The organism is Blastomonas ursincola (assembly GCF_013607875.1).
In the GTDB taxonomy this organism is placed as follows: Bacteria; Pseudomonadota; Alphaproteobacteria; order Sphingomonadales; family Sphingomonadaceae; genus Blastomonas; species Blastomonas ursincola.
In genome coordinates this window covers 1,256,965-1,281,721 of the sequence record NZ_VDES01000002.1, presented here as the reverse complement: position 1 = coordinate 1,281,721, position 24,757 = coordinate 1,256,965, and the positions used below count along the sequence as shown (strand labels likewise).

Genomic DNA, 24,757 nt, shown 5'->3' with positions numbered 1-24,757 from the left:
ACCCGAAGGACAGATGCATGACGACATCCATTGCATCGCCTGCCCTGCGCAGCATCTCGCTCGATCGGGTCGGTTACGATGACACGCCCGCAGACCGCGTCGACCGCAGCGTACCGGTCGAAGCGCCAATCGCGATCGAATATAACGGCATCGGCTATGCGGTGATGATGGGCACGCCGACCGATCTCGCAGACTTCGTCACGGGCTTCACGCTCAGCGAAGGGCTCGCGCATGCCGACGAACTGTCCGAGCCGCAGGTCGTGCCTGTGGAGGGCGGATGGGTCGCGAGGCTCAATCTGCCGCCGCGTTCGCTGCCGCGGATCCTGGAACGTGCGCGCAGCCGCGTTTCGGAAAGCGGGTGCGGCATCTGCGGTATCGACAGCATTGCAGCTGCCCTTGCACCGCTGCCAAAGGTCATCGCGCGTATCGAGGTTGCACGCGAAGCGATAGCCCACGCGCTGAAGGCGCTCAGCGATCGCCAGCTGCTTGGCCAGGCGACGGGAGCCACCCATGCCGCAGCCTTTTGTGCGCCCACGGGCGAGATACTGGCGGTCCGCGAGGATGTCGGACGGCACAACGCGCTCGACAAGCTGGTCGGAACGCTCGCCCGGTCGGGTGTTTCGCCCGCGACGGGCTTTGTCGTTCTCTCAGCCCGGTGCAGCCAGGAACTGGTCGAGAAATGCGTTCGGGCAGGCTTTCCTTTGCTGATCACGATCAGCGCGCCGACCAGCCTGGCGATCGACCGCGCGCGCGAAGCCGGACTCGCGCTCGGCGTGCTGGCGCGCCACGACACGATGCTGATAGCGAACGACCCGCATAAGTTGATTGCCTGAGCGCGGGCGCTGGGGACACGCGCAAACAGGGATCGAATTGCACGGCTGCGGGTAGGACCGGGATATGTCCGTTTCCACCATTCCCGAATGGCAGCAGCTCGCACTCTATGCAGTCGGAGCAGCGCTGGCGCTGGTCGTGCTGTTCAACATCCCGTTCCTGGGGCGCATCATCCGCAGCCTGTTTTCGGTCGCAATCCTGGCGTTCATGGTCTTCGTGCTGCTGCAACAGGCACCTTATGACCCGACCTTGTCGCGCTGGACCGAGCGTCTGGGGCTGAGCACACAGCAGGTCGTCGGTGACGAGGTACGGATCAGGCTGGCATCCGACGGACATTTCTGGGCGCGCGTGACGATCAACGGCACCGAGCAGCGCATGATGATCGACAGCGGGGCCACGATCACCGCGCTGTCGGCAGAGACGGCGCGGCAGGCGGGCGTCGGCAAAGAACTGGCCATCGCGCCGGTGATGCTGCGGACCGCCAACGGGGTGGTGCGGGCTGACACCGGAACGGTCGAGCGGCTGCAGATCGAGGGCATCGAGGCGCGCAACCTCAAGGTCGTCATATCCCCCGCGTTCGGCGGAACCAGCGTGCTGGGGATGAACTTCCTGTCGCAACTCGCATCCTGGCGGGTTGAGAAGGACACGCTCGTCCTGGTCCCTGCCGAGGCGCGCTGAACGCCCCCATCCCGCCTTTGGACCCCCTCGTTCAGGCCTGCGCGAGGATGCGTACGGGGACCGCCTTGCTGGCTGGCGTCTTCGATTCCTGGTCATGGTGCGAAAGCGCGATCAGCGGATTGAGTTCGGGATAATAGCCGGCAATCGTGCCCGACGGCAGGTCGAAGGCAACGACTTCCAGCCCGCCGATCCGGCGGTCGATGCCATCATCGGCATCGCCCACCAACGCGATGCGCTGTCCGGGCTTCAGACCGGCAGCGGCGATGTCTGCGGGCGACATCAGCACGACGTCGCGCTTGCCTTCGATGCCGCGCAGCCGGTCGCTATAGCCATAGATGGTGGTGTTGAACTGGTCGTTCGATCGCAAGGTCACCAGCCGGTACCGGCCATGACCATCGGGGATGTTGGTCGCCGCGAGCATTTCGGGCGCGGTGAACTGCGCCTTGCCGCTATCGGTCTTCCACACCCGCTCGCGTGCACTGTTGCCGCGATAGAAACCGCCCGGCTCGAACATGCGCGCGTTCATGTCATGAAACTCGTCGGGATAGGTCTGGGCGATGAGATCACGCACTAGGCTGTAGTTGCCGGTCCAGTCATCCCATCGGACGTTCGGATTGGGCGGCAGGCTGTGCTTGGCCATGCCCGCCACGATTGCGAGCTCTGACTTGAGATGCGGGCTGGCGGGCGTGCGGTGGCCGAGCGAGCCATGAATATGGCTGAAGCTGTCTTCGATCGTGACGGTCTGCGGCCCGGTCGCCTGGCTGTCCTCTTCGCTGCGGCCCAGGCACGGCAGCAGGAACGAGACGCGACCGTTGAACAGATGGCTGCGGTTGAGCTTGGTTGCGATCTGCACGGTCAGCTGCAGCTTTTCCCATTGCTGTTCGACGCGGGTCTGGTCGGGGACGGCGCGGAGGAAATTGCCGCCGAGCCCGACGAAAGCCTGGGCGCTGCCATCGAGCACTGCTTCGCAGACCTCCACCGTGGTCATGCCGGTATCACGCGGCGGATCGAAGCCGAACATCTCCGCCAGCCGGTCGAGCGGCACGAGTTCGGGCTTCTCCGAGATTCCCACGGTACGCTGGCCCTGGACATTCGAATGACCGCGCACCGGGCAGATCCCGGCGCCGGGCCTGCCGATATTTCCGCGCATCAGCAGCAGATTGAGCAGCATCGCGATATTCTCGAAGCCGTGGACATGCTGGGTCAGGCCCATGCCGTACACGCCGATCACGCGTTCTGACGAGACATAGACCTCGCCTGCCCTTTCCAGATCGGCGCGGCTGAGCCCCGATTCACGCTCGATATCCTCCCAGGACGTCGCCTCGGCCTGGTCGCGGAACGCCTCGAATCCGGTGCAATGCTCGGCGACAAAGGCCCGGTCGATCAGCGTCCCGCCGCGCAGTGCGTCCTGCTCGAACACATATTTGCACAGCCCCATGATCGCCGCGATGTCGCCGCCTGCGCGCACCTGCAGATACTGGCAGCTCAACTCGGTATCGCTGCCCGTCAGCATCTGCGCGGGACTTTGCGGATTGGTGAAGCTGAGCAGACCCTTTTCGCGGATCGGGTTGAACGTGACGATCCTGCAGCCGCGCTGCGCAGCCTTCTGCAAAGGATGCAGAAAGCGCTGGCTGTTGGTCCCGGTATTCTGACCAAAGAAGAACAGCGCATCGCAATGTTCGAAATCGTCGAGCGTGCAGGTGCCCACCGGAGAGCCGATCAGCTTTTTCAGCGTCACCGATGTGGTCTCATGGCACATGTTCGAACTGTCGGGCAGATTGTTATGGCCATAAAGCCGCGCGAACAGCGCATAGAGATAGGATGTTTCCAAGCTGGCGCGGCCCGACGCGTAGAACACCGCCTTTTTCGGATCGATCGACTTCAGCTGCACCCCGATCTCGGCAAAGGCCTCGTCCCAATCACAGGCGACATAACGGTCGGTCGCAGCGTCATAGCGCATCGGGTGCGTCAGTCGCCCGACGCTCTCGAGCGCATGGTCGGTCCATCCGCGCAATTCGGTGACGCTGTGACTGGCAAAGAAATCGGGCGTGCAGCGATGCGTGGTCAGCTCCCAGAGTGTCGCCTTTGCACCGTTTTCGCAGAATTCGAAGGCGTGCGGGTGCTTGGGTTTGCCCCATGCGCAGCTGGTGCACATGAACCCGCCGGGCTTGTTCTGCGTCCGCAACGTGGCCAGCGCACCAGGCGAGGGTCTTTCCCGCACCACCGTTTCGGCCATTCCACGAACCGACCCCCAGCCACCTGCAGGTCCGGAATAGCTGGCCGTTCCAGCATCCGTGTCATCGCCGTGTTCTTCCGCCATCGGGGCTCCAATGCTCTGTCCTCTCCCAGATAAGCGATGGCAGCCATTGGAGTTCCCTGGCTCGGGAAATGTCAGTGCATGGCCGCAGAGCCTCGCGCTGTAGCAAGGAACATCAGGCCGGGCTGGAAGCCTTCATGCGATAGAAAATGCCGCTTTCGTCCTGGCCGGTCAGCTCCAGCACGCCGCTGACCACGATCATCTTGGTCTCGTTTGTCGGAAACGGGATATCCGCATAGACCTCGATGAACTGGTTGGGGACTGCATGGAAGTGGAAGGGGCAGCCGGGGGGATAGGCGAGCAGCACGAAATGCTTCTGGCGCCCCCCGGTCTCGAGCGGCTTCATCCAGCCCGCCACCTTGATCCTCTTGCCCGCCAGCGCCTTGACCGCCGGTGTGAACAGCGGCTTGGAATAGAGATAGCCGTCCTTGCCAGTGCGGGTCTGTTCCTTGGTTGCCTCTAGCACGGCCCAGGACACGCCGCCCTTGGGGGTGGCGGCGGGCTTCCAGACATCCTCCACGGGCGCCTTCTTGCCCTGCTGCATTGCGGCCTGGCCTGCGGTCTGCGGCAAGGCGATGAGGCTCAATATGGCAAGAGCGAGAAGGGGCAGGCGCATGTCGTCTTCCTCAGCTGTAGCGGGCAAGCGTGGTGGCAAGGTCGACCCGGAAGATCCGGATCGCGGGGATCAAGGCGGCGACGAGACCGATGGCGAGCGCGGCAACCAGAATGCCGCCCTCGCCGGGAAGGAAGCGCATGGCGGACAGGCCCAGTTCGTCGAGCGTCGGGAAGCTCGCGCTAGCCAGCGCGATCAGGCCATGCGCTGCTGCAATTCCGCCCAGCGCACCGATCGCGGCGATCAGCAAGCCCTCGATCAGGATCGTGCCGAATACGGTTGAAGGCCGCGCCCCCATCACGCGCAGCAGCGCCAGGTCGCCCTCGCGGGCACGCGTCGCATTCCACAGCGCCACGAACAGGCTGAGCCCCGCAGACAGCGCCAGCAGCCAGCCAAACAGCCGCGCACCTTCGATGATCGATCCGAACAGCCCCAGCAGCCGCGCCGCCTCGGCGGCGGGGGCCGCAGCCTGAAGCGCGCTCTGGCGGTTGATCTGGCTAGGCAGCCGCATCGCAGCCGAAGCGTTGCGATAGCGCACCAGCAGAGCGGTGATCTCTGGCTCGATGCCCGGCATCGCGGCATCTTCATGATGCTCGTCATGCTGAGCGGAATCGGCATCGTGATCGTGCCCGACATGCTTTTCATCGTGATCATGCCCGGCCTCGTCATGATCCTCGTGCTCGATGCCATGCACGTCCCACACCGATTCGACCGAGGTCAGGATCAGCCGGTCCAGCACCGTGCCGCTCGGGGCCAGAATGCCGACGGTCTCGAACGGCGCATGGTCGTGCCCCTGCCCGTCTTCCTCGCCCGTCACCAGCCCGTGACTGCCGATGAACTTCTGCCCCAGCCTGGCTCCGGTGCGCCGGGCCACCTCTGCGCCGAGCACGGCCTCGGCCGGTCGGGCAAAGCTGCGTCCTTGGGCCACACGTGCTCCATAGAGCGGCAGCAATCGGTCGTCGCTGCCGACGATCCGGAAGCCCTGGAAATTGTCGCCCAGCGCGAGAGGGACCACCTGGGCGACACCGGGGTCGTCGCGCAGGCGTTCAAGTTCGCCGAGCGGGATGTTTCCGGTCGGAACATCGATATGATAGACGCTCGAAAGCACCAGCTGCAGCGGCGAGCCCTTGGCACCGACGACCAGATCGATCCCGCGCGCGTCGCGCTCGAATCGCTCTCCGGCCTGCTCGGCAAATTGCAGCAGCAGCACCAGCGTCGCGACCGCAATGCCGAGCAGCAGCGCGTTGAGCGCCACGCCGAGCGGTCGATCGCGCATATAGGCAAGCGCCAAGCGGATCATGCCGCAGCCTCTGCCGACAAGGCCCTGATATGCCGCACCGAGGCGACATGATCGCGCAGGCGGTCGTCATGCGTGACGATCAGCAGACTGGCTCCGACCTCGGCTGCGCATTCGCGCAGCAGCGCCGCCACCTTTTCCATATTGGCATGGTCGAGCGCGGACGTCGGTTCGTCCGCGATGATCAGATCGGGCCGACCGATCAGCGCGCGCGCAATCGCGGCACGCTGCGCCTCGCCCTGGCTCAGCTGGCGCGGGTGGGCATGTGCGCGATGTGCCAGACCCAGCCGCTCGATCAGCATCGGCACACGCTCGGCTTCGGTCGCGTGCCCGCTGAGCCGCTGAGCCAGCCGCAGATTGGCGGTAAGATCGAGTGCCGAGACGAGCTTCAGCGTCTGGAAGACCAGTCCGATGCGTCGGCGGCGCAGGTCGTCGCGCTGGCTGGGGCCGATGCCGGTCATGCTTTCGCCAGCGATGGAGATCGTCCCCGCATCCGGGCTCAGCAGCCCGCAGATAAGATTGACCAGCGTAGACTTTCCGCTGCCCGAGGCGCCGATCAGCAGGCTCTGTTCGCCTGCCGCCATGTCGAAGCTGAAATCATCGAGTATCTGTCGCCCTCCGTAACGGAAGGCGAGATTGCGGATCGTGAGGCTCATGATCGCAGCGGTGCCGTCAATCCTTGGTCGCTGTGAATCGCTGTGACTGCGCGGCGGCAGCGTCAGCCGACACGGGGGTGAAGCCCTGTTGCGACGCGACCGAGCGGGACGCATCGGCGCTCGCCTGCTCCTTCTGGTCGGTGGACGATGGGCTCTGCGCCTGCTGCTGCGGCTTGGCTTGCGACGCCTGCTGATCGGCGGGGACATTCCAGGCGGCGTGCTGGGCGAAGGGGTTGACCCGGGTATAGCCGCCAAAGCCCTCCATATCGCAGGCTGCCGCCGGCGTTGCCGTCGCCAGAACCCCACCAAGACCGACCAATGCTGCTGCCGCAAACCGCATGTGAACACCCCTTCTCTGAAGAAGGGTGGATGTTACAACATATCCGCAACGATTGGCAAAGGCTTTGTGCGTGCAAGGACCGGCCAGGCGGCGGCCCTAACTGTGCACCAGCAACCTGGGATGCCGCGCCAGCCAGTTGGCGATGTGCGTGAATGCAAGCGAAAGGCTGCCGATGCTGCTGATCACGATTTCCTGGCGCTCGGTGACAGGCAGAACCAGCGCGGCCATGAGCAGCGAGAGGCCGCAGAGCCCCAGCAGCAATATGCCGTGACGTCGCTGCCACGCCGCCCGAATCAATATCCACAGGCTGACGGGGCCGGCCAGCAGCACGATCCACAGATGCAGGTCAAAGGGCAGTGCCAGGCTCTGGCTGAGCGCGGGAGCCGAGGCGAGCAGCAAAGGCAGAACCAGGCAATGCGCCAGACACAGCAGCGACGCGGTGATGGTGGCCCCTTCCGCCACGTCCGCCGCCTTTGGCGCGTGGCTGGGGGTTACCCTTCGGCTTTCGGACATGAGCACATTTCTCCACTTGTGCAGCTCGGTCCTCCTCTATAATGATATAACGTATCATAACAACCCCGGAAAGGTCCCCGATGCCCCTCGCCTCCTCGATCCGCAAACTGCCTGTCACGGTGCTGTCGGGTTTCCTAGGTGCGGGCAAGACGACCCTGCTCAATCATATCCTTGCCAATGTTGAAGGTCTGCGCGTCGCGGTGATCGTCAACGACATGTCCGAGATCAATATCGACGCCGCCCTGGTGCGCGGCGGCGAGGCGGCGCTGTCGCGCGCCAGCGAGGAACTGGTCGAGATGACCAATGGCTGCATCTGCTGCACGCTGCGCGACGACCTGCTCAAGGAGGTGCGCGCGCTGGCCGAGGCGGGGCGGTTCGACTATCTGGTGATCGAGAGCACGGGCATTTCGGAGCCACTGCCGGTAGCCGCGACCTTCAGCTTCCGCGACGAGGCGGGCGCGTGCCTCGGCGATGTTGCGACGCTCGATACGATGGTTACGGTGGTCGATGCGGTCAATCTGCTCAACGACTATTCCAGCCATGAATTCCTCGCCGATCGCGGCGAATCGCTGGGCGAGGACGACACGCGCAGTCTGGTCGGCCTGATGGTCGAGCAGATCGAATTTGCCGATGTCATCATCATCAACAAGGCATCCGATGTCAGCGCGGAGCACCTGGCCATCGTCACCAAACTGTGCGCCTCGCTCAACGCCGACGCGCGGATCATCACCGCCGATCGATCGAAGGTCGCGCTGGACCAGATCCTCGGCACCGGGCTGTTCGACGACGATCGCGCCGCCGAACATCCGCTCTGGGCCAAGGAGCTCTACGGCTATGCCAGCCATCGCCCCGAGAGCGAGGAATATGGCATCGAAAGCTTCGTTTATCGCGCGCGCCAGCCGTTCGCGCCGCAGCCCTTCTACGATTTTCTGACCGGCAACGGCCTGGAGGGCGTCGTGCGCGCCAAGGGCTTTTTCTGGCTGGCGACGCGGCCCGCCTGGGTCGGCGAGCTGGCGGTGGCCGGATCGCAGACGATGACCGCGCGGCTCGGCCGGTGGTGGGCTTCGGTCCCCAAGAACCAGTGGCCGCACGACAACCAGTTCGAGGATTTCGTCGCGCACAACTGGGACAGGATCTGGGGCGACCGGCGGCAGGAGCTGGTGTTCATCGGTATCGACATGGACGAGACGCGGCTGCGTGCAGCGCTCGACGCATGCCTGGTCGACGCCGATGGCTACACGCCCGAGAGCTGGCAGACCCTGCCCGATCCGTTTCCCGAATGGGGCGAGCATGCCCGCATCCTGGAAAGTGCCTGAGCCATGGCAGCGCTGAACCTTCTCGAACCCTGCGCCCCTGCCCACCAGCGCTGGGACGCGATCCACCATCCCCAAACCCGGATCGTGATCGACGAGGATGCGGTGCTGCTGCCGCGGGGCGATATCGAGCCGCTGCTGGATATCGCCCCCTTTGGCTACCGTGCGGCCGGAAGGCCCGACGCGCTGCTGGCCGACCTGCCAGCGCTGCCCGACAGTATCGCACGATGCATCGAGGATCTTGCCAGCCGCTTCGCCTCGCTCATGCAATGCGAGACGGTTCGCGTCCGGCTCGAGGGCGTTACCGGCAATGCCTGTCGCAAGGTGCATGCGGATTACACCGATCTCAGGCTCATCTGCACCCTGGCGGGACCGGGTACCGACTATACGCTCGAAGACGATCCCGACGGACCGCTGCAGCGCATTCCGGCAGGATTGGTGGCGCTGTTCAAGGGGCACGAGTTCGGCGCGGGCCACAAGCCGTGCCTGCACCGCTCGCCACCGATCGAGGACAGTGGGGAACGCAGGCTGGTGCTGGTCATCGACACCCCGGCGCGCCACGGCGCGGGCTGATCAGCGCCCAGCTGGCTCGCGCAGCGTCAGCTGCCGACCAGGCGCGCCGCATCTCGCTGTGCCGGCCACCCCGAGCCTGCGGCTGGACGGGCGGCGGGCTGTCGTGACGGGCGCGGGTCGCGGCATCGGGCTTGCCTGCGCCGCTGCCTTTGCCGCTGCAGGAGCACATGTCTGTCTCATCGCGCGTTCGGCCAGCCAGATCGAAGCGGCCGCGGCGCAGATCGGCAACAATGCCGTCGCGCATGTTCTGGACGTGTCCGATCTAACAGCGGTTCGCGCGTTCTTTGCCGAACAGGATCCGTTCCATATCCTGCTGAACAACGCCGGGACAAACCGCCCGATGCCCTTATGGGATGTCGAAGAGCCAGATTTTGATGCGGTCGTCGATCTCAACCTGAAGGCCGCCTTTTTCGTGGCCCAGGCCTGTGCCAGACGGATGATCGAAACCTCTACCCAAGGAAGTTTCATCCATGTCTCCAGCCAGATGGGGCATGTCGGTGGCGCCTCGCGGTCGATCTATTGCGCCTCGAAATGGGGGCTCGAAGGCATGAGCAAGGCGATGGCCCTCGACCTGGCCCCGCATGGCATCCGGTCGAACACGTTATGCCCTACCTTCATCGAGACGGCGATGACCAGGCCGTTCTTTGAAGACCGAGCGTTTCTGGAGAGCGTGCTTGCCAAGATACCCCTTGGTCGGCTTGGCCAGATCGAGGATCTGATGGGGGCCGCGCTATTCCTCGCGTCAGATGCATCCGCCATGATGACCGGAACACACATGATCGTCGACGGCGGCTGGACAGCCTCGTGATGCGCGAGGACCTTTCATTCCATCATTTCGCCCTGTCGGTCCCGGATATCGATGCAGCGGCTGATTGGTATTCAACGATGCTGGACTTTTTGATCGAACGCCGTTTCGACCTGCCCGGAAACATCAAGGCGATGTTCCTGCAGCGGGGCGCCCTGCGCATCGAGCTGTTCCAGGTACCCGCCCCCAAGCCGCTGCCGGACGAACGCCGCGATCCCCGCCGGGACCTGGAGACTCTGGGCAACAAGCATCTCAGCTTTCAGACGCGCCATTACGATCGGCTTCGCAAGAGACTGGAGGATCATGATGTCCGGATCATCCTCGACATCGGAGAGAACGCCGAGCAGGGCTTTTTCTTCCATGACAATAACGACAACGTCATCGAGGTTCTTCGCAGCCCTGGCTGAAGCTGCACCAGCCAAGCCTCGCATCGTACTCGTTTCCAGCCAATCACGGTGACGCGCGTGTGATGGGAAGCCGCGAACTGGCGGCAGTCGATCGCCAGCCGTGCCCGATGGGCATTCACGAGGCCGACCAACGGTCGGCCCAGATCTCCCAATCGTAAAGCTGGAGTATCGTCGAGAGCGACGAGACGGACAGAGCATCTGCGCTGTGCAGTGCGTCTTCCAGATACGTCCTGTTCACTATCGCATTGCTGACAAGGCGCCCGTCCATAAGCCGCGCGCTGATCATGTCCCGGTTGCGAATGAACACCTGGTCGTAAATGCCCTCGGGAACGCTTTTGCTGACTCTTCCGACAATGTGATCCGGCAGGAGGTCCCTGAACGCAGATCGCGCCAGGCTCCGGTCGATCCCGCCGTCAATCTGCTGCCAGGTCGGCAACCTGTAGCAGAGCTCGAGAAAGGGCTGGGCAAGCAAAGGACACAGCCGGTCGATTTCGCGCTGGCCCTGCACCGAGAGATGATAGTCGATGTTGAGATAGGCGGAAGTTGCGATCTGCAGATATTTGCCCTTGGGGAAATCCGCCGGCGCCACCAAGGTCGGGTGGATCCTCGCGATGGCGTCATCGAGTTTTGCCACGTCCGGGTTCAGAAAGGGCATCCTGGGCATGGGAGGTATCAGGTTGAGAACATAGCAGGTGCAGTCGGCTGGCGCGGCCATCTCTGAAAAGAGCCGGAAGACTGTCTCTCGCATCGACCAGCCGCTGCATTGGGCTGCATCGAGCAGTATCCGTGGAAGCCTGGCGAAGGGCTGCTTCTGGGCGACATAATCAAGCGCCGGATAGACGCCGGGCATATTGTACAGGACGATGTCGCCGCCAAACCCATAAGTGAAAGCGTCGACGTCGCGCTCGGCCGCTATGCCATGAAGATTTCCGGCCATTTGCAGGCAATCGAACACACTCGACGGAGACGCGCCCAATTCCTGTCGATCCAGCGATGGCAGATCGACGCGAGCAGGATCGAGCCGGGTTTCGATCAATTCGGCACCCGCATGCGCCGCCATGGCCCGGGTATAATGTCGCTCATCGCCGCGGAACGAGTCACTGAAGTGCGTGACGCAGGTCAGCGCATCTCCAGGCCGGCTCACCTGCAGACAAGCCAGCAGAATGGAGGAATCCAGTCCGCCCAGATTGTGCAGGATCTTGGCATAAGGTCGTGCCAGGGCGCCGGTTACCCCGATCAGTGTGTCTCGCAGCATGGCTGCCGCCTCGCTGCGGCCGATCACCAGACGATCCCCGGCCAGCTGCACCGGATTCCACATATATTGGCGTTCGCGGTCGGCCCCGAACGTCGACAACTCGCCCGGCAGGACGGTCCCTATTTCAAGGATGCCGGTCGATGACTTGCAAATGTTGGGAAGAAGGGCTGCAGCTGCGACAGAGCCGAAATCCACCGTGAACGTCTGGCCGGGAAAGGTCCGGAACAGATCGGCGTTGGACGAAAATACGTCCATGTTCTTCCAGCGGATATGGTGACAAGGCAGGCCACCGCTCGGGTCACGCAAAAGGCTCAGGCTATGATCGACCGGATTGCATTCGATGGCGACATAGGCCCCCCATATGTTCTCGAACAGCCATCTTGCCTGAGCCCGCAATCCTGAAACGCCCGAAACGTCACAAATGGAGCGCGCGCGCCATTCGGGATAGCCGCCTGAACGGCTGATGACTCGCCCGAGGATGAAGACCCCCGGCTCGAACAGCGACGTGCGGAACGCCCCCGAGGGGTCCCCCGTATCCCAGATCGATATGGTCCGATCGGTATAGCGATTGTGCCAGGTGGCGGCGCTGCGGGCGCCAAGCCGGTCCATGATCTCGGCGATGTCGGATTCTGGCAAGGTTTCGCCGCCGCGGCTCGAAAACACGAGGTATCGGTACACCTATACCTCCATGATGACTTCATAGTCATGGACCGTAGCTGCCTCATCATCGAGCAGAGCATTGTCCCGTTCGAGCCAGGCATGCGCCCGGAAGGGACGAAGCCTGACACCAAATCTCCATGATATTTCCGATAGATGGTCCTTGAAGAACAGGATCATGCAGAGCGTGTCGAACAGGCAATTGCCACCCTTCCGGTAGATCAGCGGGCGGATACGCTTGTAGAGTTCCAGCTGGTCCACAAATCGGGGCCAGTCGGCGCAAGGCGGAGCCTCTCGCTTCCATCGCCCGACCCGCGCGATGATCGCGTCGAGGGTAAGTGCCTTCAACATCGCCTTGGCCGCAGTCGCGCACCAGAGCAGGCGCAGAACATCGCGGCAGGCAAGAAGATCAGATCGCGGGCCTATGCGCCTGGGCAGTTCCTTGAGAGGCTGTGTGTAAAGCCATCTTTGGCAGCGTTTGCCGCCGAGCCCTGCAACCAGCAGCCCCTGTGCTTCAAGATCGGCAGCAACGGCAAGTGCTTCTGCGGGCGCGGGCGTCGGTGTGGGTGGGAATAATCCAGCGATCGGACCGTCCTGCTCGATCGCGATGAGCGGCATGATCAGCTCGGCGTCTTCACTCGACAGGAAGGAATATCGGTCGGCTGTCGCATCGAAGAAAATCATGCAGCGGTCACAAAATGCCAGGTGGACATTTGCTGGTAGAGTGAAGCAGGCCTGCAATGCCTGTGCTCCTTAGAATTTCATGAAATGCTGTCGCATGGCAGAAGCGATGACTGCGCCATGGTTGAATTCTTGATCCACGACAGGTGCAAGGCCAGAAGCGGATGCGTGGCAGATGGTCTGCTCCGCGCCCCTTGAGAAGGACAGGCAATCGACATCCACTACGGATCCTCCCGCCATCAGGAAGCAGGACGTTGCTGGCTTCGATAAAATGCCGCCTTCTCGACGCGACCCTTGACGCAAACGATAGCCAAGAAGGCGGCAACTGGCATTACCTCCAGTCGGTCGAGCCTAGGAACGTCCAGCCTTCAAGCGCCCATCCGAAACCGCCCTTGGTCAGCTTGCTGGCGCGGCCAAGATCCACGACGCGGCTCGATGCCTTCGATCCGGCTTTAATATTAGTCTTCTTAAACATCTCTGAACTCCATTTTGCGAATCGGGCTTAAACCCGATTGCAAAAGCTGTCTCTTACTCAATAGCTTGTCAACACCATGAATATTATAGCCATTTTGGATGGATTTTTATTCAAGATTTGTCGCAAACAGATCAGAATGCCCTCGGGAACCGCGCACCCCGATGCTTGCGGCGCATGGTCGCAATAAATAAATTGCAGATCGATACTCGTCGCCCAATCAGAGCCGATTTTTGGGGCGAATTTCGCAAACCCGCGACGCGTTGCGTCGATCAATCTCCATTGACCCTCAGGATCTCGCGAATCTTGACCGCGAGCGCGTCCAGCTGGAATGGTTTGGTCATGATCGACATGTCCCGATCGAGCTGGCCCTGGCGGATCGCCGAATTTTCCGCATAGCCGGTGATAAACAGCACCTTGAGCTCGGGTCGCAGGATGCGCGCTGCGTCGGCCACCTGGCGACCATTGAGCCCGCCGGGCAAGCCCACGTCGGTGATCAACAGGTCGATCCGCGTATCGGATTCGAGAATGCGCAGACCCGACGGCCCGTCCGATGCCTCGATGGTGGAATAGCCGCCTTCGGCCAGCACCTCGCCCACCAGCATCCGCACCGTCGGCTCGTCATCGATGACCAGCACCGTCTCCCCCAGGCTCGCCGGCAGCGCCGGTCCAGGTTCGGGCTTCGTCAACTCGGCATCCAGATCTGCATGATGGCGAGGCAGGTACAGGCACATCGTGGTGCCTTGTCCGATCTCCGAATAGACTCGCACCTGACCGCCCGACTGGCGGACAAAGCCATAGATCATCGACAGCCCCAGTCCGGTCCCCTGCCCCAGGGGCTTGGTCGTGAAGAACGGGTCGAACGCTTTGGCGATCACGTCGCGCGTCATTCCCGTGCCGGTATCGGTGACACATAGCGAGATATACTGACCCGGTTTCAAGTCCTGTTCTGCAGCCGACCGATCATCGAACCACTTGTTCGCGGTCTCGATGGTCAGCCGACCACCCTCGGGCATGGCATCGCGCGCATTGATGCACAGGTTGAGCAGCGCATTTTCGAGCTGGTGCGCATCGATATGGGTCGTCCACAGGCTGCTGGCCTCGACAATCTCGAGCTGCACCTGCGGGCCGACGGTGCGCCGCACCAGCTCTTCCATGCCGGACACCAGCCGGTTGACGTCGACGGTCCGGGGATCGAGCGTCTGACGCCGCGAAAACGCGAGCAGCCTGTGGGTCAGGGCCGCGGCCCGCTTTACCGCGCCCTGCGCCGCATGGGCATAGCGATCGAGGGTATCGAGCCGCCCCTGGGCGATGCGCGCCTGAATCATTTCAAGGCTGCCGCCGATCGCCGCGAGCAGATTGTTGAAGTCGTGCGCCAGCCCGCCGGTCAGCTGGCCCACGGCTTCCATCTTCTGCGCCTGACGCAGCGCCTCCTCGGTCCGCAGCAACTGCCCGGTACGCTCTTCCACCCGCGCCTCGAGCGTGACGTTGAGATCGCGAAGCTCGGCTTCGGCGCGGGCGCGCTCGATATGGGCCCATGACCGGTCGGCAACGTCGCGGATCAGCGCGAGATCGTCCTCGCTCCACGCGCGCGGCGCCCCGTCATGGATGGCCATCAGTGCGACCAGCCGCCCCTCGCGGATCAGCGGCGTGCAGATGGTCGCGCCGATCCCGATCTGCTGAAAGGTCGCGGCTTCCTCAGGCGCAAGCTCGGCCACGATGTCCTGGATGACCAGAGGGCGCCCGGCGCGCAGGTCCTGCACGGCTCGTTTGCCGAACAGGGCAAGGCTGTAGCGACCGACGATGCTGTCCCTGCCCTGCGCCGCCCAGTCACCACGAATGGTGAACCCGTCCTGGTCGTCGTCCATGTCCGCATAGGCGCAGCTGGTAACGCCCATGTGCTCGCCCACCATGCGGGTGGTGATCGCCATGACCGCATCCGCGTCACCTGCTTCCGTGGCTGCCCTTCCGACCGAATCGAGAAAGGTCAGCCTTTGATTGGCGACCCGCAGCGCCAGCTCCGCCCGTCGCCGCTCGACGGCAATGCGCGTGCGATCGGCGACCTCACGGACGAAATCGATCTCGTCTTCGCGCCAGCAGCGCGGCGTGCCGTGGTTCAGATAGAAGAGCGCGACCATCACGCCCTGTTCCATCACCGGCATGTTGACGACTGCCTGAGCGGTGATCGCCTTCAGCGCGTCGGCGGTGGCGATGGTGCGCGGATCGGTCTCCGCATTCTCGAACCAGACCGTCTCGCCCCTGACCAGGTCGTCGATATAGCTGCCATAGTCGCGAAAATTGAGCGTACCTGCGAGGCTGGTGACGCCCGGCGCGTTCCAGTCCTTCTCTATGGTGATCGTTTCGGCGATAGGATCGACCGTGCCATAACCGGCGCGATCGACATCCAGCGTCTCGCCCAGAATCTGGGCCGCCGCGAACGAGATATCGGCACCGTTGTCGAGGTCGCGAAACGCGTCCGACAGCGCGATCAGGCCCTGGCGCATCCGTTCGGCACGCACCCTGTCGGTGATGTCGAGCGAAATGCCGGTGAGCTTTGCGTACCGGCCATCGGAATGAACGGTCGGCCTACCGCGCAAGGCCACCCGGCGGATCTCGCCCTGCGGCGTCTGAACCTTGCACTCGATATCGCAATCCATGCGGCGCTCGATGCTGGAGGCCAGGCTCTGGCGCACGAACTCGCGGTCATCGGCATGCACCGCGGCCAGAAGATCGTCATAGCTGAGCGGCTGATCATCGCGGAATCCGAAATTGACGCGGCAGGCTGGCGAGGTCTCCAGTGTCATTTCGGGCGATGTCAGGCTCCAGGCGCCGAACCTGCCCGCTTCCAGCGTGAAGCGCAGTTCGGCGTCACTCGCCCTCTGCTCGCGCAGGCGGCCCGCGAGTTCGGAGACCAGCGCCGCATTGCTGCTTTCAAGATTGGCCAGCCGCTCGCGTTCGAGCGTCACGTCGAGCTGGCTGGCGAAGAAATAGGCAAGCTCGCCGGCGGCATCCCTGACCGGCGCAATCAGCAAACGGTTCCAGAACGGCTCGCCGTCCTTGCGATAGTTGAGCAGATCGAGTTCGATCGGCCGAACGGCTTCGAGCGCTTCGCGCAGCCTTGCGACGGCCTCGCGGTCGGTGTTCGGACCCTGCAGAAAGCGGCAATTGCGACCGAGAATCTCGTCCCGGTCATAGCCGGCCAGCCGGCAGAACGCATCGTTGACGAACACGATCGGGTTGTCGGGCTGGCGAGGGTCGGTGATGACCATGGGCATGCGCGTGGCACGTACAGCGGCGATGAACGGGTCGGTATTGGCATCGCTTCCGTCGATCGCGGCGGCAATGCGGGCGGCGTCGAGTTGCGCCTGTTCGGCATGCGTCATTGGCTGATCATGCAGGTGAGCGATCGCAGGGAGATAAGGGGCACGCCTGAATTCCGTAAGTGAAAGAAATATCTCCAGCCAACTCGGAAGCGGTCGATCAGTTCCTCATTCCGGCCCAAGGCGGCAAAGGGAAGGGATCGCCACCATGCTCGATCCCTCCCCGCTGCAAACCATTAATCGACGATGATCGCGTTGCCCATGCGATAGCCGCGTTCGGCCATTTCCTCGATATAGTGCACCCGTTCGTGCTTCAGCTCGACGGCATATTCTTCCCAGGCGTCGCGGCGATCCTCGATATCGGTCGCCCGGCGCAGGTCGCTGCCCAGCTCCTTCTGCGCCTCGGTGACGTTGATGCGATAATCGAACCACAGCCGGTTCTCGATCCCCGCGATCGGTAAGGTGATGATACGCGCTTCCTCGGCGCGGGCGACCTGTTCCTCGTGCAGCATCGGGACCGCTGCCGTGGCTGCGGCAGCGAAGCCCAGAAAGGCGATCGACGTCGTGACAAATTTGATCATGCTATTCTCCCTTTGCTGAGTGCCGCCATGGCAAGCGGTCAAAAGGAAAACGATCGGCAGATCCGGTTTAATCCGTCGATGGTGCAGATTCTTTCGGCCGCGCACCGAGCGGCGGCCGGTCAGAAAAAGGAAGGCGGACGCCGGGAGAGCGTCCGCCTCGAGGAGGCAGCGGTGCGCGGCCCGTACAGGCAGCGAGCAGCACACCGCAGCTGGGTTCGGCTTCAGGACAAGCCGATCATTCCGAAGGCTCCGCCGCTTCTGGCGCAGCCGCTGTGCTGCCGGTCTCGGCCAGAACCAGCGCATTTCCAGAGGCCGAGAACATGCCGGCCGGCAGCGAGCGTGTGACATTGCCCTGTTTCACCACGATCTGCTCGACCTCGCCCCGGCTGTTCGCGACGACTTCCTTAACCTTGCCGAGCGATGATCCGTCGGCCAGCGTGACCGGCATGCCGCGGCTGACCATGGCAGCACCGTCGCCAGCCGCTGCAGCGCTGCCCGCAACGGCCAGCGGACTGGCCAGCAGTGATCCGCTTGCAGAGCCAGCGCCGCTTCCCGCCGCGGTCGCTCCGGCAGGCATTGTCACCCCCCGCACGCTTGAAACAGCCTCGCCAGCGCGGGCGCGCGTTCCCTGTGCGATGGGGGCAACCGCGCCGGTCAGGGCGTCCGTGCCGATCAGCCGGGCCTGCGCGCTGCCCTGGCCGCTCGCCGTGCCGGAGCCTTGCGCCTCGGTCATCGTGCCGGCGGGCGGCACCACGATATCGGCCAGGCTGGCGGTCGAGGCCAGGACCGAGCCGTTCGCGCTGCGCTGAGCCGAGACGGTACCGCGCCGCGCATCGACCGATTGCGTGCCGCTGGTCGAGCCATTGGCCTCGGCCGAACCGCGTACGGTGCGCGTGGTCCGCTCGAGCGAGCCGCCGACCGGGCGTTCGATCCCTCCCCCGAGCGTACCGCCCAACGTACCGCCCAGAGTTCCACCCAATGCGCCGCCAAGTCCGCCACCGCCGAGCAGTTGCGCCTGGGCGGCAGCCGGGATCAACGCGACCGTCGCGGCGGCAATCAGAATCTTCTTCATGATGGGTTCCTTTCAGCTTGAACGCGGGCATCACTGCCTGCCCGTCTGAAAGGACAACGGATCACCTGGCCTGTTTAATTCACGGCCTAGCCTGAAAGTTCACGGCTTGCGGGCGCATTGTTCGCACAAAAGGCCGCGCCCGAAACGTCTGTCTTCACCCCTGGGCCCCAGATCGCGCGCTTCCCGATCCAGCCTCGCCTGCCAGTCGCCGCCCCTGGCCAGCGCATCGGCAAGTCTGATGGCGACCAGCGGCGTGGCGAACGATGTGCCGCGCAGGATGACCGGCCTGCCCCGGGCATTCATCGCGTGAACCTCTGCCCCGGGCGCGGCATAATCGACATGCAGCGCCCGCCCCGCCTCGATCAGCGCGCGTCCCTTCCGGTCCACCCCGGTCACCGCCACGACAGCGTCATAGGATGCGGGATAGGCAGGCGGCGCAGCCGGCCCGTCATTGCCCACCGCTGCAACGATGACGATGCCGCTTCGCTGCGCCTGCCGGATCGCGCGTTCGAGCACGGCATTGCGCGGGCCGACCAGGCTGATCGTGACCAGCTTGCAGCCACTGCTCGCCAGCCAGCCGAGTGCCCGGACGATGGCCAGCGCGTTGCCCCCGGCGGGGTCGCTGCCATAGACATCCGCCACCCATATCCGGCCTGCGCCTTCATTGCGCAGCAGGCTGACGATCGCGCTACCATGATCGGAGGCCAGCGGGGCCCCATTGGCAAAGCCCTTGATGGCCATCGGACGAAAGGATGGCCCCGGTGCACCATCGATGATGCCGATGGGCGTATCGACCGGTGATCCTGCGGTTGCCGCCAGCAGCGCGAAGCTGGGCAGAGCCGAGCTCTCCCGGCCGAGCGAACCCGATTGCCAGTGCAGATTGTCCACCGCGATCTCGGCCCCGGGCGCGGCCTTGCGCGCCAGCGCTTCGGCCCTGGCGAGGCTGAGACCAGCCGGAACGCGCAGCCGCACGATCGCGAGATCGAGGCCCTCGATCTGTTCCTCGGCGATCACCGAAAAACCCGCGCGCCGGAGGGCATCCATCGCGCCTTCGGTCGGAGCGGTGACCAGGATCTCGCCGCGCCGCGCCAGATCGCCGCGCATGTCACGTTCGATCAGATCGCGGTTCTGCCGCAGCAGCTGGGTCAATCGCCGGTCGCGCAACTGCAGCAGCCGGTCAGCCTCGCGCTGGGCCAGCCTGCCCAGTCCGTCGACCCCATTTTCGGCCGTGTCGAGAAGGTCGCCGACCCCGCGCCCGATGCCAGGCAACCCGACATTGCCCAGCGGCGTTTGCAACTGCGCAAACAGCGGTGTTGCCGCAAGCAGCGCGCCGCCGGTCAGCATGCTCAGGATCATGGCGGGGATGCGCATTTCGTTTCCGTCCGATTTTTTCGCTTAACCATGGATGAAACGCACGAGGCCAGCCGTTTCATCCATCAGAAAGGCCTGGACCCTGACACAAACGTTCGAGACCCTGCTCGTCGACCTGCTGCCGCGAATGCGGCGGTTCGCCTATGGCCTTACCGGGGCATCGGCGGATGCCGACGATCTGTGCCAGATGGCGATCGAACGGGCGCTGGCGCGTCGCGACCAGTGGCAGCCGGGAACGCGCCTCGATAGCTGGATATACAAGATCATGCGCAACCTGTTCATCGACGAAATCCGCGCCACCCGGCGCCGCCGCGAAACCTTCGTGCCCGACGAGGCAGGGCTCGCGATCGGTGCCGAAGGCGGCCAGGAGGCGACGGTCGAACTCGCGATGATCGACCGGGCCATGCTGCGCCTTCCCGACGAACAACGTGAAGCGGTCCTGCTGGTGATGGTCGAAGGCTGTTCCTACAAGGAGGCGGCCAAGATTGTCGGCTGTCCTGTCGGCACGCTCAACTCGCGCCTGGTGCGCGGTCGCGACGCGCTGATGGACCTGCTGGAGGATGCGGCATGACCGTGACGCCCGAAATGATCGCCGCCTTTGCCGATGGCGAGCTAGGCGCAGACGAGAGGCGTCGGGTGGAAGCCGCGATCGCGGCCGATCCCGAACTGGCAGCGCAGCTCGAGCGGCATCGCAGGCTCAAGGGCCTGCTGGCGGCCCGCTATGCGCCCATCGCCGCAGAACCGGTCCCCGATCGGCTGCTGACCCTGATCGCGCAATCCGCGCATGCCGAGACAGGCTCGGGCGAGGTCGTGAGCATGGCGCAGGCGCGCGCCAGACGCAGTCTTGCCCCGATGGTGCGGCGCTGGTTGCCGGTGGCAGGCCCCGCCCTGGCGGCATCGCTGGTGCTCGCGATCTGGCAGCCATGGCAGAGTGCACAGCCATCAGGTTATGCGGATAGCGCGCTCGCGACCGTGCTCGAGTCCCGGCTCGTGGCGGAGCAGCCGACCAACGCCGATCCGCGCATTCTGCTCAGTTTCCAGGCCAGAGATGGTTCGGTCTGTCGCGCATGGCGCAGCACCGCCGATGGCGGCATCGCCTGTCGTGACGGAATGGGCTGGAAAGTGACCAGGCGTTTCGCCGGGTCGCCGGAAGCGGACCGCGAATACCGGCAGGCGGGCAGCGACGCGGACATTCTTGCCGTCGCGCAGGAGATGGCGAAAGACGGAGCGATGGATGCGCAGGCGGAGCGAAGTGCGCGCGCCGCTGGCTGGCTCAACCTTCGATGATCGATGCCAGCGCCCGCGCGACGCGGGGCAGTGTCTCGGGATGCGACCACATCGGGTGTTCGCGCGAGCGATCTGACAGCTCGGTTTCGCGCCCCGCCAATATTCCGCCGATCGCCCCGCCCATGAAGACGAGGCGCTGGTTGAGCAGGTCGCTTGGGCAATGCGCCATCAGCCGCCGAACCTCTTCCAGACAGCGCTGATAGCCCGAGTTCCAGCGCCCCTCGAGCGCGTCCATGAACAATGCGCGGTTCGAGAGCTGGAGCCCAACCACGAAGCGGTTGTAGCATTCTCCCCAGGACGGAGGGTCGGGGTCGATCGACGTCTCGACCAGAATCTCCATCACCTCGAGCACGCTGTGCGGGCCGCCCGCGGCCTTGGCACGATCCAGCGCGGCATTGCGGCGCGCATCGATCGCCTGCGCGCCATCGACGACAAGCTGCCGGATCAGCGCCTCTTTCGACCCGAAATGATAGGTGATCGCGGCATGGTTCTTCTGCCCTGCCGCCTCGGCAATCTGCCGCACGGTGACGCCATCGATCCCGCGTTCGGCAAAAAGCTTGAGCGCCACCGCCTTCAGATGCTGCGGCGCCGGAGATTGCGCGGTCGACGGGTCACGGGCCATGCCCTGCATTTGCCATTGACAGCTTGATGCGTCAAATGCATTTATCCATATGGATAACGGAGAGGTAGCGGATGATCGAGGGCATAAACCTCGCGGCGCTGGAAGGCTGGATGGACGCCCAAGGCGTCGGGACCGGGCCGATCGCCGAAGCGCGGCTGCTGTCGGGCGGGACGCAGAACATCCTGATGCGTTTTCGCCGGGGTGACGCGGCCTATGTACTGCGAAGGCCTCCGCCGGTGCCTCGCGCCAATTCGAACGACACGATGCGGCGCGAGGCGCGCGTGCTCGCGGCGCTTGATGGCAGTGCGGTGCCGCATCCGCGATTGATCGCGGCCTGTAGCGACGAGGAGGTGCTGGGCGTCGCCTTCTATCTGATGGAGCCAGTCGAGGGGTTCAATCCGACCGTGGGCCTGCCGGAATTGCACGCGAACGACGCCGATGCGCGCCACCGGATCGGGCTGTCGATGGTCGAGGCGATCGCCGCGCTCGGCGCGATCGACTATCGCGCGGTCGGGCTCGACGGCTTCGGCAAGCCCGACAACTATCTCGAACGACAGGTCGGGCGCTGGAGGGCGCAGCTTGCCGGCTATGCCGATCTTCCCGGCTGGCCCGGCCCCGGCGCGATCCCCGGCGTCGATCGCGTCGCGAGTTGGCTCGATGCCCATCGACCTGCGGATTTCCACCCCGGCATCATCCATGGCGATTTTCACCTGGCCAATGTGATGTTGCGTCCCGACAGCGGTAACCTGGCGGCAGTGGTCGACTGGGAATTGAGCACGATCGGCGATCCGCTGCTCGATCTGGGCTGGCTGCTCGCGACCTGGCCCGAGGACGATGCGCCGCGCGCCACCGATGTCGCCATCACGCCCTGGGAGGGGTTTGCGAGCCCAGACGAACTGGTGGCGCATTATGCCGAGACGAGCGGGCGCGATCTGTCGGCACTCGACTGGTACGTCGTGCTCGCCTGCTTCAAGCTCGGGATCATCCTCGAGGGCACGCACGCGCGCGCCTGCGCAGGCAAGGCGCCGAAAGAAACCGGCGATCGCCTGCACGCGCACACGCTCGACCTGTTCGAACGCGCGCTGCGCCGCATCAGATGAAGGGAAAAGCCATGATAGACGATACCGATTTCACGGGCCGGAAGGTGCTGGTCGTCGGCGGCTCGAGCGGCATCGGCAACGGCATCGCGCAAGCCTTTCGCGCGCGCGGCGCCGAGGTGCATGTCTGGGGTACCCGCGCGTCGGCGAGCGACTATGATCCGGCGGACGGATCCGATCTCGCCGGACTTGGCTATAGCTGTGTCGATGTCGGTAATCCCGATGCGATCGAGGCGGCGGATCTGCCATTCGATAGCCTCGATGTGCTGATCATGTGCCAGGGCACCGTGGTCTATCGCCGCGGCGAATTCGAGCGCGAAGGCTGGGACCGGGTGATGGCGGTCAATCTCGACAGCCTGATGCACATATCGCGCAAGTTCCGCGCACAGTTGTCGCAGGCGAACGGATCGATCGTCATCGTCAGCTCGATTTCGGGGCTGAAGGCCAATATCGGCAATCCCGCCTATGCCGCATCCAAGGCGGGGGCGATCAGCCTCACCAAGACACTCGGCCAGGCCTTCGCCGCCGATGGCATCCGCGTCAACGGACTCGCCCCCGGGCTGGTCGATACCAAGCTGACCAAGGTCACCACACAGAATGCCGAGCGGCTGCAAGGCGCGCTCGCGCAGATCCCGCAAAGGCGAATGGGCACGCCTAAGGACATGGCGGGCGCCGCGATCTTCCTCGCCTCGCCGCTCGCTTCCTATGTCACCGGCCACACGCTCATCGTCGATGGCGGGCTCTCCCTGTAACGAAAGGCAGACAGATGAACTTCGAATATAGCGACAAGGTCGCCGGGCTGATCGCGCAGATCGAGGCTTTCATGGACGAGCATGTCTATCCGAACGAGCAGGCCTATTACGACTTCGTCCACGACCAGAACAACCGTTGGCAGGAATGGCCGGGGATGGAGGCGCTGAAGGACAAGGCCCGCGCGCAGGGGCTGTGGAACCTGTTCCTGCCGCACGAATATGGCGAATTCTCCCCGGGCCTCACCAATCTCGAATATGCGCCGCTCGCCGAGCTGATGGGCCGCGTTCCCTGGTCGAGCCAGGTGTTCAACTGCTCCGCGCCCGATACCGGCAACATGGAGGTGCTCGCCAAGTTCGGCTCGCCCGGGCAGCAGGAGAAATGGCTGAAGCCGCTGCTCAACGGCGAGATCCGCTCGGCCTATGTCATGACCGAGCCGCAGGTCGCCTCGTCCGACGCCACCAATCTCGAACTGTCGATCATCCCCGATGGCGACGACTATGTCATCAATGGCCGCAAATGGTGGATATCGAACGCGATGCACCCGCGCTGCGAGATCTTCATCGTGATGGGCAAGACCGATTTCGACGCGCCGCGCCATGCGCAGCATTCGCAGATCCTCGTCCCGCGCGACACGCCCGGCGTGACGGTCGTCCGCCACCAGACCGTCTTCGGCTCGTACAATTCGCCGGGCGGCGAATCCGAGCTCCGCTTCGACAATGTCCGCGTGCCGAAGGAGAATCTGATCCTGGGCGAAGGCCGCGGGTTCGAGATCGCGCAGGGACGCCTGGGTCCCGGCCGCATCCATCATTGCATGCGCTCGATCGGCCAGGCGCAGCGCGCGCTCGAACACATGGCATGCCGCGTCGACAGCCGCGTTGCCTTCGGAAGGAAACTCGCTGATCAGAGCAGCATCCGGCAGGACGTGGCGAGGAGCTTCTGCGAGATCGAGATGGCGCGGCTGCTGACGCTGAAGGCGGCCGACGCCATGGACCGCTATGGCAACAAGCAGGCGAAGGACCTGATCGCCGCGATCAAGGTGGTCGCGCCGACCATGGCCCAGACCGTCGCCGACCGCGCGATCCAGGCGCATGGCGGCATGGGCGTCAGCGAGGACACGCCGATCGCGTATTTCTTCACGCTCAACCGCTATGTCCGGATTACCGACGGACCCGAAGAGGTGCACATGTCGCAGCTCGGCAAGCAGAAGATCGCCGAATATGTCGCCGCGAACCGGCGCTGAACACCA

The 24,757-nt window shown here is 64.2% G+C and carries 25 protein-coding genes; 11 read left to right on the top strand and 14 right to left on the bottom strand.

The window, feature by feature from the left end; translation table 11 throughout:
- Positions 1-17: 17 nt before the first annotated feature.
- A complete protein-coding gene (fdhD, locus tag FG486_RS12245; RefSeq protein ID WP_181267689.1) occupies positions 18-833 on the top strand; it encodes a formate dehydrogenase accessory sulfurtransferase FdhD in 816 nt (271 codons plus the stop codon).
- Between the two features lie 64 nt (positions 834-897).
- Positions 898-1,509 carry a retropepsin-like aspartic protease family protein gene (locus FG486_RS12240; RefSeq protein ID WP_181267688.1) on the top strand — a complete coding sequence of 204 codons (612 nt, stop codon included), beginning with the start codon at positions 898-900 and terminating at the stop codon, positions 1,507-1,509.
- A gap of 31 nt (positions 1,510-1,540) precedes the next feature.
- Here the strand turns inward: FG486_RS12240 and FG486_RS12235 are convergent, their stop codons facing one another.
- From FG486_RS12235 to FG486_RS12210, 6 genes are all read right to left on the bottom strand, one after another.
- Positions 1,541-3,829 carry an FdhF/YdeP family oxidoreductase gene (locus FG486_RS12235; protein ID WP_181267687.1) on the bottom strand — a complete coding sequence of 763 codons (2,289 nt, stop codon included), beginning with the start codon at positions 3,827-3,829 and terminating at the stop codon, positions 1,541-1,543.
- 112 nt (positions 3,830-3,941) lie between these two features.
- Positions 3,942-4,442, bottom strand: a complete 501-nt coding sequence (locus tag FG486_RS12230) for a DUF3299 domain-containing protein (RefSeq protein WP_066274199.1) — start codon at positions 4,440-4,442, stop codon at positions 3,942-3,944.
- 10 nt (positions 4,443-4,452) lie between these two features.
- A complete protein-coding gene (locus FG486_RS12225) occupies positions 4,453-5,739 on the bottom strand; it encodes an ABC transporter permease (protein WP_181267686.1) in 1,287 nt (428 codons plus the stop codon).
- Positions 5,736-6,392, bottom strand: coding sequence for an ABC transporter ATP-binding protein (locus FG486_RS12220; RefSeq protein ID WP_181267685.1), 657 nt, complete (start codon positions 6,390-6,392; stop codon positions 5,736-5,738). The genes FG486_RS12225 and FG486_RS12220 overlap by 4 nt, the downstream gene beginning before the upstream one ends.
- Before the next feature lie 16 nt (positions 6,393-6,408).
- Entirely contained in the window at positions 6,409-6,732 is a 324-nt protein-coding gene (locus tag FG486_RS12215; protein WP_181267684.1) for a hypothetical protein, read from the bottom strand.
- A gap of 96 nt (positions 6,733-6,828) precedes the next feature.
- On the bottom strand, positions 6,829-7,245 hold the full coding sequence (locus tag FG486_RS12210; protein WP_181267683.1) for a MerC domain-containing protein: 417 nt from the start codon (positions 7,243-7,245) through the stop codon (positions 6,829-6,831).
- Between the two features lie 80 nt (positions 7,246-7,325).
- On the opposite strand from FG486_RS12210, the gene FG486_RS12205 reads away from it, so the two are divergent.
- The 4 genes from FG486_RS12205 (at position 7,326) to FG486_RS12190 (ending at position 10,343) form a co-directional block, all read left to right on the top strand.
- The gene (locus tag FG486_RS12205; protein ID WP_181267682.1) at positions 7,326-8,561 is read left to right on the top strand and encodes a GTP-binding protein; all 1,236 of its coding nucleotides are present in this window, start codon (positions 7,326-7,328) and stop codon (positions 8,559-8,561) included.
- Between the two features lie 3 nt (positions 8,562-8,564).
- Entirely contained in the window at positions 8,565-9,131 is a 567-nt protein-coding gene (locus FG486_RS12200; RefSeq protein WP_181267681.1) for a DUF1826 domain-containing protein, read from the top strand.
- A gap of 103 nt (positions 9,132-9,234) precedes the next feature.
- Entirely contained in the window at positions 9,235-9,939 is a 705-nt protein-coding gene (locus tag FG486_RS12195) for an SDR family NAD(P)-dependent oxidoreductase (RefSeq protein ID WP_338401609.1), read from the top strand.
- Positions 9,939-10,343: a VOC family protein gene (locus FG486_RS12190; RefSeq protein WP_181267679.1), complete on the top strand. Its 405-nt coding sequence runs from the start codon at positions 9,939-9,941 to the stop codon at positions 10,341-10,343. Before FG486_RS12195 ends, FG486_RS12190 begins: the two co-directional genes overlap by 1 nt.
- A gap of 115 nt (positions 10,344-10,458) precedes the next feature.
- On the opposite strand, the gene FG486_RS18370 is transcribed toward FG486_RS12190, so the two are convergent.
- The 7 genes from FG486_RS18370 to FG486_RS12145 all read right to left on the bottom strand — a co-directional run bounded on the left by FG486_RS18370 (position 10,459) and on the right by FG486_RS12145 (position 19,752).
- Positions 10,459-12,276 (bottom strand): asparagine synthase-related protein, encoded by a 1,818-nt coding sequence (locus tag FG486_RS18370; protein WP_181267678.1) that lies wholly within the window; start codon positions 12,274-12,276, stop codon positions 10,459-10,461.
- Positions 12,277-12,939 carry a lasso peptide biosynthesis B2 protein gene (locus FG486_RS12180; protein WP_181267677.1) on the bottom strand — a complete coding sequence of 221 codons (663 nt, stop codon included), beginning with the start codon at positions 12,937-12,939 and terminating at the stop codon, positions 12,277-12,279.
- Positions 12,940-13,267: 328 nt separating this feature from the next.
- A complete protein-coding gene (locus FG486_RS12175) occupies positions 13,268-13,411 on the bottom strand; it encodes a hypothetical protein (protein ID WP_181267676.1) in 144 nt (47 codons plus the stop codon).
- Positions 13,412-13,680: 269 nt separating this feature from the next.
- Positions 13,681-16,791, bottom strand: coding sequence for a GAF domain-containing protein (locus FG486_RS18195; protein ID WP_241695709.1), 3,111 nt, complete (start codon positions 16,789-16,791; stop codon positions 13,681-13,683).
- Positions 16,792-16,964: 173 nt separating this feature from the next.
- Positions 16,965-17,309, bottom strand: a complete 345-nt coding sequence (locus FG486_RS12155; protein WP_181267675.1) for a hypothetical protein — start codon at positions 17,307-17,309, stop codon at positions 16,965-16,967.
- A 235-nt stretch (positions 17,310-17,544) separates the two neighbouring features.
- The gene (locus FG486_RS12150) at positions 17,545-18,381 is read right to left on the bottom strand and encodes a hypothetical protein (RefSeq protein WP_181267674.1); all 837 of its coding nucleotides are present in this window, start codon (positions 18,379-18,381) and stop codon (positions 17,545-17,547) included.
- A 99-nt stretch (positions 18,382-18,480) separates the two neighbouring features.
- Entirely contained in the window at positions 18,481-19,752 is a 1,272-nt protein-coding gene (locus tag FG486_RS12145) for a S8 family serine peptidase (RefSeq protein ID WP_181267673.1), read from the bottom strand.
- Positions 19,753-19,879: 127 nt separating this feature from the next.
- On the opposite strand from FG486_RS12145, the gene FG486_RS12140 reads away from it, so the two are divergent.
- Together FG486_RS12140 and FG486_RS12135 are read left to right on the top strand one after the other, a co-directional pair.
- Positions 19,880-20,323 (top strand): RNA polymerase sigma factor, encoded by a 444-nt coding sequence (locus tag FG486_RS12140; RefSeq protein WP_241695708.1) that lies wholly within the window; start codon positions 19,880-19,882, stop codon positions 20,321-20,323.
- Positions 20,320-21,039, top strand: a complete 720-nt coding sequence (locus tag FG486_RS12135; RefSeq protein ID WP_181267671.1) for an anti-sigma factor — start codon at positions 20,320-20,322, stop codon at positions 21,037-21,039. Before FG486_RS12140 ends, FG486_RS12135 begins: the two co-directional genes overlap by 4 nt.
- On the opposite strand, the gene FG486_RS12130 is transcribed toward FG486_RS12135, so the two are convergent.
- The gene (locus FG486_RS12130) at positions 21,026-21,661 is read right to left on the bottom strand and encodes a TetR/AcrR family transcriptional regulator (RefSeq protein ID WP_181267670.1); all 636 of its coding nucleotides are present in this window, start codon (positions 21,659-21,661) and stop codon (positions 21,026-21,028) included. The genes FG486_RS12135 and FG486_RS12130 overlap by 14 nt on opposite strands.
- A 71-nt stretch (positions 21,662-21,732) precedes the next feature.
- On the opposite strand from FG486_RS12130, the gene FG486_RS12125 reads away from it, so the two are divergent.
- From FG486_RS12125 to FG486_RS12115, 3 genes are read left to right on the top strand one after another with little or no spacing between them, the layout of a single operon-like run.
- A complete protein-coding gene (locus FG486_RS12125; protein ID WP_181267669.1) occupies positions 21,733-22,761 on the top strand; it encodes a phosphotransferase family protein in 1,029 nt (342 codons plus the stop codon).
- Positions 22,762-22,772: 11 nt separating this feature from the next.
- Positions 22,773-23,510: an SDR family NAD(P)-dependent oxidoreductase gene (locus FG486_RS12120; protein ID WP_181267668.1), complete on the top strand. Its 738-nt coding sequence runs from the start codon at positions 22,773-22,775 to the stop codon at positions 23,508-23,510.
- 14 nt (positions 23,511-23,524) lie between these two features.
- On the top strand, positions 23,525-24,751 hold the full coding sequence (locus tag FG486_RS12115; protein ID WP_181267667.1) for an acyl-CoA dehydrogenase family protein: 1,227 nt from the start codon (positions 23,525-23,527) through the stop codon (positions 24,749-24,751).
- Positions 24,752-24,757: the final 6 nt, after the last annotated feature.